At 39.4% G+C, this 14,075-nt stretch carries 13 protein-coding genes; 4 read left to right on the plus strand and 9 right to left on the minus strand.

The window, feature by feature from the left end; genetic code table 11:
• Positions 1-216: 216 nt before the first annotated feature.
• Positions 217-342, minus strand: coding sequence for a hypothetical protein (locus IRB43_RS18025; protein ID WP_275296793.1), 126 nt, complete (start codon positions 340-342; stop codon positions 217-219).
• 551 nt (positions 343-893) lie between these two features.
• On the opposite strand from IRB43_RS18025, the gene IRB43_RS16595 reads away from it, so the two are divergent.
• Positions 894-2,003 (plus strand): metallophosphoesterase, encoded by a 1,110-nt coding sequence (locus tag IRB43_RS16595; RefSeq protein WP_203364593.1) that lies wholly within the window; start codon positions 894-896, stop codon positions 2,001-2,003.
• Between the two features lie 96 nt (positions 2,004-2,099).
• Here IRB43_RS16595 and IRB43_RS16600 read toward each other — a convergent pair whose 3' ends face one another.
• A complete protein-coding gene (locus IRB43_RS16600; RefSeq protein ID WP_203364594.1) occupies positions 2,100-2,360 on the minus strand; it encodes a YiaA/YiaB family inner membrane protein in 261 nt (86 codons plus the stop codon).
• Between the two features lie 149 nt (positions 2,361-2,509).
• Here IRB43_RS16600 and IRB43_RS16605 point away from each other — a divergent pair, with 149 nt between their 5' ends.
• Positions 2,510-2,671: a hypothetical protein gene (locus IRB43_RS16605; RefSeq protein WP_203364595.1), complete on the plus strand. Its 162-nt coding sequence runs from the start codon at positions 2,510-2,512 to the stop codon at positions 2,669-2,671.
• Positions 2,672-2,732: 61 nt separating this feature from the next.
• Here the strand turns inward: IRB43_RS16605 and IRB43_RS16610 are convergent, their stop codons facing one another.
• Positions 2,733-4,007: a DUF5068 domain-containing protein gene (locus IRB43_RS16610; protein ID WP_203364596.1), complete on the minus strand. Its 1,275-nt coding sequence runs from the start codon at positions 4,005-4,007 to the stop codon at positions 2,733-2,735.
• A gap of 324 nt (positions 4,008-4,331) precedes the next feature.
• Positions 4,332-6,002 (minus strand): DMT family transporter, encoded by a 1,671-nt coding sequence (locus IRB43_RS16615; RefSeq protein WP_203364597.1) that lies wholly within the window; start codon positions 6,000-6,002, stop codon positions 4,332-4,334.
• A 382-nt stretch (positions 6,003-6,384) separates the two neighbouring features.
• On the opposite strand from IRB43_RS16615, the gene IRB43_RS16620 reads away from it, so the two are divergent.
• Positions 6,385-7,749 (plus strand): APC family permease, encoded by a 1,365-nt coding sequence (locus tag IRB43_RS16620; RefSeq protein WP_203364598.1) that lies wholly within the window; start codon positions 6,385-6,387, stop codon positions 7,747-7,749.
• 49 nt (positions 7,750-7,798) lie between these two features.
• On the opposite strand, the gene IRB43_RS16625 is transcribed toward IRB43_RS16620, so the two are convergent.
• The 3 genes from IRB43_RS16625 to IRB43_RS16635 all read right to left on the minus strand — a co-directional run bounded on the left by IRB43_RS16625 (position 7,799) and on the right by IRB43_RS16635 (position 10,538).
• Positions 7,799-8,635, minus strand: a complete 837-nt coding sequence (locus IRB43_RS16625) for an MBL fold metallo-hydrolase (protein ID WP_203364599.1) — start codon at positions 8,633-8,635, stop codon at positions 7,799-7,801.
• Positions 8,636-8,707: 72 nt separating this feature from the next.
• Positions 8,708-9,898 (minus strand): YhgE/Pip domain-containing protein, encoded by a 1,191-nt coding sequence (locus IRB43_RS16630; protein WP_203364600.1) that lies wholly within the window; start codon positions 9,896-9,898, stop codon positions 8,708-8,710.
• 58 nt (positions 9,899-9,956) lie between these two features.
• Positions 9,957-10,538: a TetR/AcrR family transcriptional regulator gene (locus IRB43_RS16635; RefSeq protein WP_203364601.1), complete on the minus strand. Its 582-nt coding sequence runs from the start codon at positions 10,536-10,538 to the stop codon at positions 9,957-9,959.
• Between the two features lie 180 nt (positions 10,539-10,718).
• On the opposite strand from IRB43_RS16635, the gene IRB43_RS16640 reads away from it, so the two are divergent.
• Positions 10,719-11,975 (plus strand): D-alanyl-D-alanine carboxypeptidase family protein, encoded by a 1,257-nt coding sequence (locus IRB43_RS16640; protein WP_203364602.1) that lies wholly within the window; start codon positions 10,719-10,721, stop codon positions 11,973-11,975.
• 53 nt (positions 11,976-12,028) lie between these two features.
• On the opposite strand, the gene IRB43_RS16645 is transcribed toward IRB43_RS16640, so the two are convergent.
• Together IRB43_RS16645 and IRB43_RS16650 are read right to left on the minus strand one after the other, a co-directional pair.
• Positions 12,029-12,367 carry a YmaF family protein gene (locus IRB43_RS16645; protein WP_203364603.1) on the minus strand — a complete coding sequence of 113 codons (339 nt, stop codon included), beginning with the start codon at positions 12,365-12,367 and terminating at the stop codon, positions 12,029-12,031.
• A gap of 307 nt (positions 12,368-12,674) precedes the next feature.
• A complete protein-coding gene (locus IRB43_RS16650) occupies positions 12,675-13,916 on the minus strand; it encodes an MFS transporter (RefSeq protein WP_203364604.1) in 1,242 nt (413 codons plus the stop codon).
• Between the last annotated feature and the right edge of the window lie 159 nt (positions 13,917-14,075).

The following is a 14,075-nucleotide window of genomic DNA, read 5'->3' on the forward strand; positions in this document are numbered from 1 at the left end:
ACGTGCGATACATCCCATCCCCTCCTTTGTCATCATTATAAAACGAATGTATGTTCCTATCAAGAACAAATGGAACATGTCATCCTTTTTTCTTTCGACAAAGTTCGGAAGGTCCTCCCCCCCACACTTTTCGGCTGTGCCGAACCGCGATTCATCCTCTCCCTACTCGCTGGGCTGTGCCCTTCACGCTCCTTGAGGAAGAGGGCTTCTCTCGGATTATGTTAAATAATGAATGGTTGTTTCCATTTGTATTCCTCCTGATTTTTTTAATAGATCGATTATTTTCTCTTTATAGCTTAGCAATGTTTCGAAAGAGATCTTCCCGTTATAATAATCTCTCACTATTTCTCCTTCTTTAATGGAAGGATTCAACAAATACATAATAGGTAACGTTTTCTTTTTCAATTTACAATCGCTTTTTTCTTCAAACTTATTACATCTTGAATATCGTCGATCATATCTAAAGAGAGGATAAGCCCTTCTAAACATGAAGTTACATCGTCATGACAAGTTCCTTCAGAAAATGCGTAAAAATGCAATTTAAGAGAATCTGCAAACGGAGTTCGATTTTCCTTAAATTTTTCTTGAGAAAAAGCTGAAATATCCTTCCTCAACTGCAAATCATGAATAAATCTGGACGATATATGTTCTATTTCTTTAATAATTCATCTCATCCTCCTCTCTTATTGGAACTTATTCCTGAATAATATAGTAACATTTAACCATTTCACCCACAACTTTCTAGTCAATCACCGCAATTTCTTTGTGGTAAACCACATTAGTTTTGCGGTGAGGGGAGAGAGGGAAACCGTTACCCGGACAATCCAAACCTCTGAAACCACTCCATTAGGTATGTTAAAATCAAGTACAACCTCAAAAAGGAGAAACAGTGGATGACAAAATTTAAAACGGTTCATTTTATTCTCATACTTCTTCTATTTAATAGTTTATTGTTTTATATCGGCTGGAATGGATGGGTGTGGCTAAAGGTGGCTTTTGATGCCCAAAACCCATTGCTGTATAGCGTGCTTTTTATTTTTCTTTCGTATTCTTTTATTGCTAGCCGAATGTCAAAGTTTTTATCAGTTTTCCGAATGATTGGTTACATTTGGCTCGCGGTTATTCAATACAGTCTCTTACTGTTGCCGTTAGCTGATCTTGCTGTATTTTTGTTAACACTCGCTTCCGTTCCGCTACACACAGCTATTTTTTTAGTTGGAAATGTGGTGCTTGGAATATTCGGCATTATCTTTGCCTACGGATTATTTAACGCTTACAGCCCTGTCATTCGGACATATCAAATCACTGTGCCAAAGAAGCAAGGAACCCGCGACGCCTTACGTATTGCAATGGCCTCTGATATGCATTTCGGTAGATTATCCGGCATCGCTCATTTAAAACGATTAGTCAAAAAAGTAAAAAAGATTGAACCCGACTTGATTCTTTTACCTGGTGATATTATTGATGACGACCTCGAGGCATTTATGCGCAAAAAGATGAGCACCATCATGAGTGAATTGCGAGCTCCTTTAGGAGTGTATGGCGTGCTTGGCAATCACGAGTATTATGGTGGGCAAATTGCAGAATTTATCGAGGAAATGAAGAAGATCAATATTAACATCATGTTAGATGAAAAGCTAACGATCGATCATAGCTTTCACCTCATCGGCCGCAAAGATAAAACCGATAAAAACAGACAATCATTTGCCAACCTGCTTACAGATATCGATCGTGCTTATCCAATTATCGCGATGGATCACCAGCCGTTTGAGCTCCAGCAAGCACAGGAAAACGGTGTGGATATTTTATTTTCCGGTCATACTCATCGCGGACAAATGGCGCCCAATCATTTGATTACTAGAAAAATGTATGAACTGGATTGGGGATATAAGCAAAAGGGACAACTGCATGCTTTTGTTTCTTCTGGTTTCGGATTCTGGGGACCGCCGATTCGAATTGGCAGTCGCTCTGAAATCCTGAAAGTAGATATCAAGTTTATATAAATAAAGAAGAATGATTCAAACGCCATTGGAACAACGAGAAAAAAGTCCGCTGGAACTGTGGAAAAAACAAAAGTGAAGGCGCCTTTCCCGGCGCCTTCACTCTTTATTTGATAAGTTCTTCATTCGATCTTGTTCAGCTATGATTTCGTTATCTTCGGCATTATCTCTCGTTACTTTTTGTGTTAAAATCGCACCAACTGCCACGAGAATCATCACCGCAATATAGTAGCCTTTCTCATTCAGCTCTAAGCTGGTCTCATTGTATAATCCAATGCCGAATAAAGCAACTCCAGCAAAAAATGTAAAGTAAGCTAATCCCGTGAAAGCAGGAGTGTTTCTGCGTCTATATCTTTGCATATTTCGACCTCCAACTATATCCCTTTTTATTATTACATGCTATAAAACACAATAAAATACATATGAATTTTTAATTAAAATTATTGGACAAATTTTGAGGAATGACAGACACCTTATTCGGTCAAACTAAACGAAAAAGGGTGATCCGAATGTTGGCGAATTTAGTAACTAGTTTGATCGCTTCAGCAATCGTTATGAAGCGCAGCATGGATTGGCATAAGCGCGTACTGTATGTCTCCATTCCTCTATTCGTATTATTTACGATCGTTCAAACAGGATATATTGTTAATCACTTAAGCAAAAATCGTTAACAAGAGGAGGCAGAAGAGCGCCTCCTTTTATCTTGCATCTACAACGACTTTATCTGACCAGTTAGTTCGGCAAAGTAAACGTTGCTGCCTTCCCTTTAGAAATATCCTTCGCTTCTTGATTTCTCATTGGCCCGATTTCTAGCTCGAATGCTTTGTCTTTCCAAATCTTTTCGTATTGTTCTTTATCTAACACGAAAACTTGTAAAAGCTCGCCCTTCTCTCCTGCGTTCACTAAATCACCATACTTATAATTTAGCAACATGCCCTCACCAAGCAAATATTGAGCCCCATCGTTTACTGTTAACTTTGAACTTATCGATGATAAACCGATGTTATCTGTCCCTTTATTATCTAGTTGAAGTTTTACTGTCAATAAGACAATTCCATTTGTGAAAGAGGTAAATCGCGGAGCTTCCACTTCATTTGGAGTGAACTCAGCAAATTGGTAACCATCTAATGTCACATTGACATCCCCTATTTGCTGGTTTTCGTTGATGCCGCTCTTTTCTTTTAACATTTTCTTTTGACCCATGTTATCGAATGTTGCTCTATCTTGATAAAAAGTATTATTGCTCGTTACTTTTTCAGCTCCATCGCCGTTTAAAGCTAAATTAAAGCGTCCTTCTGAACCAACAGCTGAATTTACTTTATTTTGCTCTAACAGCGCGGGAGGCACCATGACAGTTACCGTTGATAGTTCCTTGATTTTCGCTAAATCCGTTTTACCAAATGGGTAAGCAATGTAGCCAGTGACCGTTTCTCCTGCTTTTAATACATAATTTGTTTTGTAATTTAACTTTGTCGGTATTTGCTTCTCTTCAGGAATCAAATCTTTATAATTTGTATAATATTTCTCTGCACCTGTAAAAGTAATATCTAATGTAGGCATATAATAGACATCTTTATCAAGGTCATTTTTCACTGTATATTTAGCTAAAATAACGCCACCCTCTGTTTCATCTCTGAATGGAATAGAGAAGTCTGTATGAAAATCCTTCAACTCTACTAACTTATACGAATCTAAAGAAACAGACACTTTATCCATTTTATGCACTTGTGGCTCATTGCTCTCATAAACCACCTTGGCCGTTCCTTCCGTCTCCTCTTCCATATAGGAAATTAATGTGGAAAAGTCCTCGTTAGCTGCGGCTGGCTCACTTTTTTCTTGAACTTCTTTCTCTTCACCCTTTGCTTGCTCCGACTTTTCTTCTGTTGCCTCCTGATCTTGCTCCGTATTCGTTGCCTCTTCTTTTTTCGGTTCTTCATCATTGCCGCATGCGCTGATGAATGCCGTTGCTACTAATGCCGTTGCTAATACTAATAATTTTTTTGGCATACTTGATCCTCCATTTGTCTCTTTAACCGCTTTAGTCCAGAATTTTATTTATTATAATAATACCGGAAATATGTAATTAGTTTCCCTTTTCATATAATAAATAATGGATTTAAAACCATATTAATCCTGAATAAACTAAAAAACAATAAAACATCCCACTAATTTTAGCTAATATTCAAAAAATAGTAGAATAATAATGTATCAATTTTACAAAAAAGTATGATGATTAAATTAACTTTTGGTAAAATAGTAGCAATTAAACAAAAAAGTTACTTTCCAAGATAATCTTTGAAAGTAACTTTTGATCTCATGATGTTTGCTATTTTATTCCAGCCCTTTAATTATTAACTCTTTAACAGGCAAAAATTGTTCCCCAGTCTCTAAATAAGTCGCATGTACTTGATCTCCTTCTTGCAAGTAGATCGCAACAGGAGTATTTTCTGAAGAAACGACATAATTTTGACGGTTCTCCAATAAGAAAGACACAAGCGTGAAGTCTCCGGATTTCTCTTTATAAACTCTTAACACTTTTCCGCTGACTTGTTTTTCTGCGGTTTTCGAGCTTCCATCAACCGTGCCACCACCTCTTTGCAAGGCCGTTTTATATTGTTTTAATGCCTCATTTGGTGTTGTTCCGGATACAGAAATTTCTGGATTCGCGGCGGAAACGATAAAGTAATTTTGCAGAAAACCATTGGCATCCAATACTGGAGTTAACCAGCTAGCTTCCCCATAAAAATTATAAAGAATTGGCATTTGCCCCTTCCATTTTTTCTCAATAAATTTCTTTTCAATAATTTGCAGCACTCCTTGAGAATCCATATATGATTCTTCTAAGTTTCCTGTGTAATAAGTAGCTTTCCCTGTTCTCGCATTCGTCAACGAGTACCCAAGCATCGAATCTACCCCTTCTTTCGGACTTGTGAAGTCAGTAAAGTAATACATTTCACCTTGCTCATTGAAAACTGGGCTGACGTTAGCCTCCGTTCCTTCATCCGAAGGGAGCTTTACATCTGATTTGCCAAATTTGCTATTCCAAAATCCATGGACGTAATTTCCGTAATAACTGTTTTGAAGACTGACCGTTTCAGGAGAAATTGCTCCATCAATAAAACTTGGAATCTCAGATAACGAATACGCTTTCGTTTCCCCTGTTTTCGGATCAATTGACACAATTCCTTTCACTTTAAATCCATTACGCGCTGAAATAAATTCGCCATATGTGCGGATATAATATGGCTTTCCTTGATCATCAATCTCTAATTGCGGCTCTCCATAAAAAATGCGCTTTGGATAGTTCATGCGAATGTGACGCTCGATATTTTTATTAAAATAAGCGGATGGCGTGTATTCCATATCTGCTTTCACAAACTTAGGATTAGCTGATGAATCGGTGGCACTGATGATGAAATAACCAGGTGTTGTGTCTCCATTCAACCATTTGAAAAACCCCGAAAACTCCACAGGAGCAATATATACATACTCCCCATTGACCTTTTGAATTTGCAGCCTGCCAAGCTCGTAATAGCTCGTATTCGGCACTTGACCGAACGCTTTTTTCATTTTGTTGCGGGCAAATTTAGGTGGCACACTGGCTGGCGTTTCCCGCTCATCAAAAGGTTTAATTTCCACCTTTTCTTCCATTTTAGCTGCTTCAAATTTTTCATCCGCATTGAATACAAACGCTGTTAAAAAATAACCGCCTACGATTACACTCATTGCAAAGAGAGTCGCTTTTACTAATCGCTCCTTCCCCGATGCAAACACCGCGCCTGCTGCTGACACAATGATTAATAACGGCCAAACGGATGTGACATTATAATCTAAGTTAGTCAGGTAATAAAACGCAAAGACAGTAGGCACAAGTATAATAGCTGCTCCTATGAAAAAAACAATGGCCGACTGTTTCCCTTTTGCTTTCTTGATAGAAACAGGTGCAAGAATTAGTGCTGATATCAAACCTATAATTAGTGAAAATAAAAAGACACTTCCCATGATGAACTCCCTTCAAACGTTGTCTATCTAAACTTACGAATGAAAGGAGAAAAATGTTTCAGAAAAATGAAAGAAAACCTAACGACTAAAGAGACTGCTCTTTTCGACAAAACCCGGGGAGTGACAGGCACCTCCCGAATTTATTCAAATAAGACTAAATTATGCACACAGTCATAAATTCCTTGCTATTAGAAAATAGGTTGATTCGTTTATTAGTTGAAGTAATGAACATATTGCGACATTTCTTCATGTTGGTGCGAAAATTGCATTTACTTCAAACAAAGTGACGATTTCAAACGAGAGGAGATTGATTGTCGATGGAGCGTCCACCTTAATACACCTCTAAGTTTCTGAAAATTCAAATAAAAAGGAGCGTTGATATATGTCAGATCAAAATACACTTAAGCGTTCACTTGGACTATGGGCCATTGTTGGACTTGGATTGGGTTATATGACGCCAACTGTTGTATTCGATACATTTGGAATTGTGTCTGAAGCAACGAATGGCGTCGTCCCGCTTGCTTATCTCGCTGCGTTAGTGGTGATGATGTTTACAGCGATTAGTTATGGAAAAATGGTACAAGTATTTCCTAGTGCGGGATCCGCGTATACGTATACTCGGGAAACTATTAGTCCTCATCTTGGTTTTCTTGTTGGATGGGCATCCTTATTGGATTATTTACTTCTTCCAATGATCAACGCCTTAATTATTCGACTTTATATGGAATCAATTTTTCCAAATATACCGTCATGGATATGGGTGGTTGGGTATGTCATCATTATTACCGCCATCAACTTATGGGGAATGGGTAAAACATCGAATTTAAATGCGATCCTTGTTATTTTTGAAGTGGTGCTCATTGGCTCATTTCTTGTTTTAGCTTTTATGCAACTATCCAATGGAATGGGACAGGGAACACTTTTTACGACGGAACCTCTCTTCCACTCTGATGTTCATTTATCGGCTGTTCTGACAGGAGCAACCGTCGTTTGTTTCTCCTTTATCGGGTTTGACGCTGTCACTATGTATACGGAAGAAGCAATCGACCAAAAAATTATGCCGAAAGCCATTATGCTTACCGTTCTAATTGGCGGAGCGATCTTTTTCATTTGCAGTTACTTTACACAAGCATTGTTCCCCGATTTATCTGGTTTCAAGGTCACGGATGATACATTACCTGAAATTGGATTATTTGTCGGTGGAGCGATCTTTAAACTGATTTTTCTATCAGGTGCTTTTGCTGCCACTGTCGCTTCTGGACTGGCTTCCCATGCCAGTGTGTCTCGCTTGTTATATGTAATGGGACGAAATGGAGCGCTTCCGAAAAAGCTATTCGGCCGTATTCATCCGCGTTTCCGAACACCTTCCTTTAATGTAATCCTAGTCGGAGCCGTTTCATTGCTCGCTATTGCTCCGAGCTTAGAATTGATTTCAGCGGTGATCAACTTTGGTGCCTTAATTGCGTTTACATTTGTCAACCTATCTGTCATTGCTCACTTTATCGTCCGACAAAAAAGATATAAAACACCAAAGGATATTTTCTCTTATTTAATTATGCCATTGCTCGGCGCTGGGCTAACAGGGATTTTGTGGTACCACTTACACGCCGATGCCTTGATTGGAGGACTCATATGGGTAACAATCGGAATCGTTTATATGCTGTTTTTAACGAAGTTCTCTAAAACAAAGTTAACGGATATTGACTTTAATGAAACAGAGGTCAATCAGTCTGCTTCCAGATCATGAGAATTCAACTGAACGAGAAAATCCCCGCTCAAACGGGGATTTTTCGTATTCATTCTTCGACATACTTTCCATAGTCCGGAATCGCAATTTCTGAGAAATGTTCCACAAGAATATGCAACCCTTTTTCGAGCTCCTCTCCTCCCATCGGCTGTCCATGTCCAGGAATCACAACAGCTGGCTTAAGCTCAGCAAGCTTTTTCACCGACTGCCAGGCCGCTTGCCAATCTGGCGTGAAATAACGAGGTGGGCCATGGACTTCCTTCACTTGAAAAGCTACATCAAATAGGGCATCTTGCTTCACCGTAATAAAGGCATCCCCAGAAATTAACGCTCGGTCACTCTCCCGAAAAAAAGAGACGTGTCCACCCGTATGACCAGGTGTATGAACCCAGCGCCAATCCGGCAATCCTGGCACTTCTCCATGATTCGGAAGCTCTTGCACATAACCACTGATATCAATCGGTTCATTCGGGAAAAAACGAGCCATTTTAGCCACAAGCCCACCTTCTACAGTAGGATCAGGAGCAGGATATTGCTGCTCACCCTTTAAATAAGGAAGTTCTAAAGGATGAGCATAGACAGGAACCTCCCACTTCTTCGCCAATTCTGCGATAGCCCCTACATGATCAAAATGGCCATGCGTTAATAAAATCGCTTGTGGACGAGCCTCTTTCCCGAAGCGACTCTCCGCTTCTTTCAAAATGTTCTCCTCTGATTGAGGCATTCCACCATCCACTAGCACCCAATCATTTGAAGAATCGACTTTTCCAATAAATGCAATGTTAACAATTTGGTTCGTATAACAGTACAAATCAGGGAGCACTTCCATACCCATACCGCTCGCTATCGACGTCATCGGCATGTATCGATCAGAGTAATTGACCATTCTCTTCCACCTCCAGAGCAAATCATCTGTTAGAAGATTTCCCTGTACAGTGAAAATGATACATTGAATATTTTACATGGAGACTGCTCGTTTCTTTCCAGCGTGTGAAAGTCTAGTTCGTTTCATTAATACTGCTAATGCGGCGATCATCCATGTGGCGAAAATAATTAACAATAACTGTCCCATATTGGCACTTAAATTAGCCGGATCTCCACCAAATACAATCGTATAATATCCATCAGCTGCATAAGTCGCTGGAAGCAGCGCTGCTACACTTTGATAGCCGCTAGCAAGTAGCTGCTTTGGCAAAATGACACTTGATGTTACTAATTGGAGAGATAAAGCGAAAATATTGAATATCATACCTGCGTTGCCAAACAAGGCAACAAACATTTGAGTAAGAGACAAAAATGCTAAGAAGACAAAAGCCTGAAAAAAGTAAATCATCATGAAAGAAGCTTCACTGCCAATCTCGAACAAGGCCATTAATCCCATTGTTAACATAACCAATACAAATGATGTAACAATGTGGATCACTTGCCTCGAGAAAAATAGCGACCATTTTCCAAAAGAAGGTTCCAATTTTTTTGTGGTTATTTGCAGTTGCATCGTCATAATCATCGCTCCCACGAAGGAGGAAAGGACAATCATCATAGGCACCATCGAAGCAGCGAAGCCTTCCTTCGCGTTTATTTTTTCAATTATCCCTTGGATTGGTTCATTCTTCACTTGTTCCAAGACATTAGTGACTGCTTTGCTAATTTCTTTTGCCGGAAGCGACTGAGGCATTTGTTGCTGAAAAGAGCTTACCAACTCACTTTTTTGAATCGAAAACAAACTGCTGTTGATTTCATTATTCATTTGGTTTGCTGCGTTTTCCATCATCGTCTTTGCCATGCTAGCGTTTGCCTCATTAATCCAATAAATGACCTTGCCCGTGTCTCCAGCTTGAATATCTTTGCTCAGCGTGTCAGGAATTTGGATCACCATATCAATGGACCTTTTATTCATATCATCTTTCGCCGTTGCTAATGACGCATACTTCTTCAGTTCAAATGGTACAGTCTTTAACAAGTTTTGCTCAATCTGTTCTCCAATGTAAGCATCCTCATTGACCACCCCGATGCTTATATTTCCAATCCGGTCATCTACTCCATCATACGCTGTCATCCACACACAGAAAAAAATAATTTGAAAAGCAGCCGCTGCTAAAATACCAATCAAAGTCTCTTTTTGTTCGAAAAAACTTTTGAATGTCTTCATTATTCATCCTCCTAGTTTGCAAGCAAGTACACACTTGCATATTAGTTAAAAATTTTTTCTAAGGAGTCATTCCCCTAGAAAAAATTTTAATACTGTTTCTTAAATAGGCTTCGTTCGACAAAGCAGATACCTTTAAACCCAGTCTCGCCCGCGAAATAAAGAAACCGAAGTTCATATAAATAAATTGAAGAGCGGCGACCTCAAAGTTTGGGCAGCTGATTTTCCCCTTCTGCTCCATTTGTAAAAAGTAGTCTACCAGCACATTCTTCAATTCTAAAGGAATATTGGCAATCTCTTCATCAATCTCTGGAAAAAGCCCTGCCTCCTTAAACCCTATCAGTACAAAATCTTGAATGGACACTAAATAATCCATGTATCTTTTAGCAAGTAAGTAAAGATCCTTTTCAAGATCCCATACAATTTGCTCGCGAATCGTTTGAGACAAAAGCGGCACATACGAAAATTTTTGAACAGCTGCTTCTAATATGTTTCTCTTGCTGCCGAAGTGGCGAAAAATCGTCACTTCATTTACACCAGCTTTCTCAGCAATGGCTTTCGTCGTTGTCGCTTTATAACCTTTTTCTTGTATTAAATCAATAGTTGCTTGAATAATTTTACCAGCTGTGTCCTGATTGGCCATGACATCCACTTCCTTTTAAATATGCAAGTGTACACTTACATCCCATAGTGTAATCTTTTACCAAGAAGATGTCAACCGCTTATTGAATGAACGTCCAAAGTGATAACTCCTGTTCTTTTTAATTCCACTCCCTATGTTATAATGACTTTTGCAAAATACATAGAAAAGGAGATAAACTTAATGAACCAACATCAGAGAAAATGGCTTGCCATTTTCCTATGCATGATCGTAATAATGATGATGATGCCTCGACCATCACTCGCAAAACTTCCTTTTGATGTCCGGGCAAAGGCCGCTATTTTAATCGATGCAAAAACAGGGAAAATTCTATATCAAAAAAATGCCAAGGAATCACTCCCTGTTGCAAGCATGTCAAAAATGATGACGCAATACGTGATACTCAACCAAATAAAAGAGAAAAAACTTTCATGGAATGATGGATACAAAGCAAAAAAAATCGATCAACTGTTATCAACAAAACCAGGATTAAGCAATATCCCCCTCTACCAAGGCGAAGAATATACGCTGAAAGAATTATATGACTCGATGATGATGGTCTCTGCCAATGCCTCCAGCCGTGCGCTTGGAGAAATGGCCGGAAAAACGGATCAACAGTTTATTCAAATGATGAATGAAACAGCGAAACAACTGAAGCTAAGCGATTCTCATTTTGTCAACACATCTGGATTAAACAATAAAGACATTCACCCATATGAAGTAAAAGGAACAAACCCTGAAGACGAAAACCATATGTCGGCGAAGGATCTGGCTCTACTTGCCTACCATCTGACAAAAGAGTTCCCTAACGAACTGGCGATTGAAACCACAAAGAAAAAAGTCTTTCATATAACTGACACTCAAGTCATTGAGATGGTAAATACGAATGAAATGCTACCGGGTGGGAAATATCCGTATGAAGGAATCCTTGGGATGAAAACAGGCATGAATGAAGCAGCTGGACATGGTTTCACTTCACATGCCAAACGAGGCGATAAAGAACTAATCTCTGTCGTCATCGGCGCAGAAACCAAAGAAGGAAAGCCAAGTTCAAAAGCGCGGTTTATGGAAACAAAAAAACTGCTCGATTATGGCTTTAAGCAATGGGAATGCAAACGCGTGAATCCGGCTGACTACGTGCAACAGCCTAACATCGAAAAAGGAAAACAAGAAACAGTCGCCATCGCCACAACTGATCAATCGTGTATCATGATACCTAAAACAACCGACCAGCCAATCAAAGGCAAGCTGCACTTAAAAGAGGAAAATATGGTCGCACCGATTGAAAAAGGTCAAAAACTAGGCACTATGGAACTCACTGGCCCAACGGAACAATACTTAACAACAGAGCTAAAAAAACAAGCGACCATCGATATCATCGCCAAAGAAGCAGTCGAAAAAGAAAATTGGTTCATCTTGCTGTGGAAATCGATCTTTTAAGCAAGCAAAAAAGAGTAACGCGAAATTTTCAAGCGTTACTCTTTTTGTTCTACCTATCTATTTCCTGGCGCTGGCTGATCCACCCCTCTTACATGATGTCGATGTCCACCATTTTCAGTTGTGTAAAAATCATAATAATGAACATGCATGCCATTGCCTACTGGAATTGCTGGGCCCGAATAAGCCTTATAATGATGAGTATGCCCATTTTCAAACACCACATAGCCTTCCGTATAATGAATATGATTATGATCCGGCGTCATAATAGGAGGAGAAGTGACATCTAAACATTGATGAACATGCCCCGCTTCCACCGAAGTATAATCAACCGAACCATGATTATGGTTCGGAACAAACCCTTTGACAAAATCATCCTTCCCTACCTGAGCCATTGAATCACTCCTCTAAAACGATTTACCAATGAAAATGGCTTGCACTTCGTTACTGTATCTCTTACATTCATATTAATAATATTGAGCTGAAAACCGAATTATGTTTTCATCTAAAAAATTTTATCCCGCATTAACGGGCTGTAAACGTCCGATTAGTTCGGGCCTGCACGATGCAGGTTACAAAGGCATTGCGACTTTAGCCTTTGTTCTTCTTTTAATCAGTGGGGATGGAGAACCCCCCATTGATTGAAGTTTCACTTTATTATGTACCTCTAAGTCTGCGATCAGCGCTGTTTACGGTGAACTTTCAAAATAAGTCAGATCGCACATTCTTTCCCCTTCCAGATAATTTTTTTACCGATAAGGCCAATAGAACTGAAATGAGCAGCAAGCTTGCTGTAAAACCGACGACTCCGCTCCAGCCATAGTGCGACCAAAATATCCCTCCTGCTGATCCCCCAATACTAGATCCCATATAATAAGCAAATAAATAGAGCGAAGATGCTTGAGCGATGTCGTGTGTCGCGTGGCGGCTCACCAGCCCACTCGCAACAGAATGGGCACCGAAGAATCCGAACGTTAACACCACAATACCAATGATTTTATAAAAAAGAGAAGCGGGGAGTGTTAATACGACACCTAACAGCATGAGTAGCGTTCCAATGATAATAAATAATGGACGGCCAAATTTATCCCCTAGCATACCAAACCAGGTAGAACTGAATGTCCCCACTAAATAAACAAGAAACATCCAGCCGATGATCGTCATACTTAAATGATAGGGAGGCCCCGCTAGCTTAAATCCCAAATAATTATATATCGTCACAAAACCGCCCATTAAAAAAAGAGCAATCAAAAATAAAGACACAAGAACTGGACTTTTCACATGAGAAATAAGTGATCCGCAAAGTTTTTTTAATTTTAACGGCTGCGGATGAAAATGTTTTGATGACGGTAGGGCCCATATGAAATACAAACCTGCCATCAGACTAATAATGCCTAAAAACACCATTCCTGTTTGCCAAGAGAATAAATCCGTCATCGTTCCCATGATGATCCTCCCAGAAAGCCCTCCAATCGTATTGCCGCTAATGTATAGACCCATAGCAATACCTATGCTCTTCTGTTCTATTTCTTCACCAAGATAAGCCATAGCGATCGAAGGAATACCGGCAAAAGCAAAACCTTGGATCACCCTTAATATCAGCAGAAACTCAAAAGTTGGGGAAAATGCAATAACTACAGTCAGTACCGATGTAATGATAATACAAACGGACATGATACCTTTTCTTCCCCACGCTTCAGAAAGAGAGCCAAAAATAAGCAGTCCGAATGCTAAGGAAAGAGTAGTCAACGACAAGGACAAACTCGCCATTGTCGGCGTGAGATGATATTCCTCTGTAAATATCGGCATGATAGGCTGTGTAATATACAGGTTGGCAAAGGTAATAAAAGCGGCGGCGAATAACGCCAAATTCGCTCTTTTAAAAGCCGGTGTACCTTGCCGGATATAGTCCCTAGCTTCATTTTCTTTACTCATTGCTGTCATCAAAATCCCTTCAAAGTGTTTTACTATTGAAACAGCCATCAGAGATGAATGGCCATAGTATCATTAAGTTATTCATGAATTCAGTATAACACTCATGCGTAGTACTCGTTTTCACTTGTGTAACGAAGCAAATAAAAAAGAGGCTTCCACAAGTTTGAA

Source organism: Bacillus sp. REN10, assembly GCF_016820555.1.
Taxonomy (GTDB): Bacteria; Bacillota; Bacilli; order Bacillales; family Domibacillaceae; genus Bacillus_CE.

Bases quoted from the DNA above. Each gene is read 5' to 3' on its own strand.
- IRB43_RS16635 (WP_203364601.1), bottom strand. From the start codon at position 10,538: ATGGCCAATCAGGACACAGCTGGTAAAATTATTCAAGCAACTATTGAT.
- IRB43_RS16605 (WP_203364595.1), top strand. From the start codon at position 2,510: ATGTTGGCGAATTTAGTAACTAGTTTGATCGCTTCAGCAATCGTTATG.
- IRB43_RS16595 (WP_203364593.1), top strand. From the start codon at position 894: ATGACAAAATTTAAAACGGTTCATTTTATTCTCATACTTCTTCTATTT.
- IRB43_RS16650 (WP_203364604.1), bottom strand. From the start codon at position 13,916: ATGACAGCAATGAGTAAAGAAAATGAAGCTAGGGACTATATCCGGCAA.
- IRB43_RS16625 (WP_203364599.1), bottom strand. From the start codon at position 8,635: ATGGTCAATTACTCTGATCGATACATGCCGATGACGTCGATAGCGAGC.
- IRB43_RS16615 (WP_203364597.1), bottom strand. From the start codon at position 6,002: ATGGGAAGTGTCTTTTTATTTTCACTAATTATAGGTTTGATATCAGCA.
- IRB43_RS16645 (WP_203364603.1), bottom strand. From the start codon at position 12,367: ATGGCTCAGGTAGGGAAGGATGATTTTGTCAAAGGGTTTGTTCCGAAC.
- IRB43_RS16600 (WP_203364594.1), bottom strand. From the start codon at position 2,360: ATGCAAAGATATAGACGCAGAAACACTCCTGCTTTCACGGGATTAGCT.
- IRB43_RS16630 (WP_203364600.1), bottom strand. From the start codon at position 9,898: ATGAAGACATTCAAAAGTTTTTTCGAACAAAAAGAGACTTTGATTGGT.
- IRB43_RS16620 (WP_203364598.1), top strand. From the start codon at position 6,385: ATGTCAGATCAAAATACACTTAAGCGTTCACTTGGACTATGGGCCATT.
- IRB43_RS16640 (WP_203364602.1), top strand. From the start codon at position 10,719: ATGAACCAACATCAGAGAAAATGGCTTGCCATTTTCCTATGCATGATC.
- IRB43_RS16610 (WP_203364596.1), bottom strand. From the start codon at position 4,007: ATGCCAAAAAAATTATTAGTATTAGCAACGGCATTAGTAGCAACGGCA.